The sequence below is a fragment of the Bradyrhizobium sp. 147 genome (assembly GCF_023073935.1).
In the GTDB taxonomy this organism is placed as follows: Bacteria; Pseudomonadota; Alphaproteobacteria; order Rhizobiales; family Xanthobacteraceae; genus Bradyrhizobium.
Genome location: NZ_JADPKL010000021.1, coordinates 1 through 1,289, shown reverse-complemented (window position 1 = coordinate 1,289; position 1,289 = coordinate 1). Strand labels below are relative to the sequence as shown.

Annotated in this window: 1 protein-coding gene; it reads right to left on the bottom strand. The window is 63.8% G+C overall.

The features are described 5' to 3' along the window. Positions 1–464: 464 nt before the first annotated feature. Positions 465–1,289 (bottom strand): IS110 family transposase (locus tag IVA87_RS05115; RefSeq protein ID WP_247332898.1); only part of this gene is annotated, 825 nt, incomplete at its 5' end.

The window sequence follows — 1,289 nt, the reverse complement described above, 5'->3', positions numbered from 1 at the left end:
TCTGGATTGCTCACATGGGGGTTTGGTGTGTCAAGATTTATGATCAGCTCTTTGTTCGATTGCAGGCCAGCTCTTCGTCCCGACCGTGGGATCTTTCGGAAGGCGCGCGCAGATCGGGTCAAGACCGGCCCGTGAGGGCCGCCGCGAAGCGGCTTGGTCTTGACCCGAGCGAGTACGCCTTCAGGCTCGTCAGGTCGGGAAGTGCGGCGTGAACTCCTGTGTTCGGCGATCCAAGGGTCGAGCCGGTTCAGCAATCTGGTTTGCATGCCAGATCAAACTCACATTCGGTCGTCGCTCGGTGGCGACCGCACCAACATTCCGCTTGCGGCGGGCAGGCTCGAGAGGACGGGACCATTCTTCGTTGCGGCGTTTGCAGCCAAGCAATCCATCGGTTCGTCCACCCGGATCGGCCGAGGCTGATCGGTCCTCGGCAGATTGGTTTTAAGGTTGCAGGAAGCCTCGCATCAGGCAGCCTTCAGCTCGGCTCCCTCGATCACGACGCCAGCGGTCACGTACTTCCACAGCGCCACGAGCAGCTTGCGGGCCAGCGCCACGATCGCACGCTTGCGGCCGCGCTGGCTGTGCGCCTTGAACCATTGGGTCAGAGCCGATTGCGGCTGATGGCGCACCCAGAGCCAGGCGAGCTGGATCATCGTGGTTCTCAGGCGCGGATTGCCGGCTTTCGACACGCCTTGCTCTTGCTCGATCCCACCACTGCGCCAGGGTGTCGCCGCAAGCCCGGCATAAGATGCGACCTGACGGCGGTTGGCGAACTGCCGCCAAAAGGCCTCCGACCACAGAATGGCAGCGAAGTTCGGGCCCAAACTCTTCAGGTTGAGCAGCATCGTGACCGGGTCCGATGCAGCCTTCTCGCCCGACGGCTTGCTCACCGCTAGCAACGCATCCTGCTCGCGCTCCACCGCCGCGATCTGGTTGAGCAGCAGTTCGAGCCGGTCGAGCTCACGGCCGATCTGCGCCTTCAGATGCGGCAGTAATGCGCGCCCGTCTCCCGTCCGCAAGACCTCCAGCCGCTTCCGTCGATCCCGCCGCAACGGCGCATAATCCGATATCCCTTGCGCGAACAGAAGACCCTTGATCCGGTTCACATGTTCGATCCGCTCGGCAATCAAGGTCCGCCGCTCCCGGCAGAGCCGGCGGCGATCCTCCTCTTCGGGAGAGGGAGCAACGACCATGGCGCAGACCCGAGGCTCGCCACGCTTGTAGGCCAGAAGCGTCCGCAACAACGTCTCGCCGTCCAGCCTGTCCGTCTTGGCTCGCCGGCGCCGGCG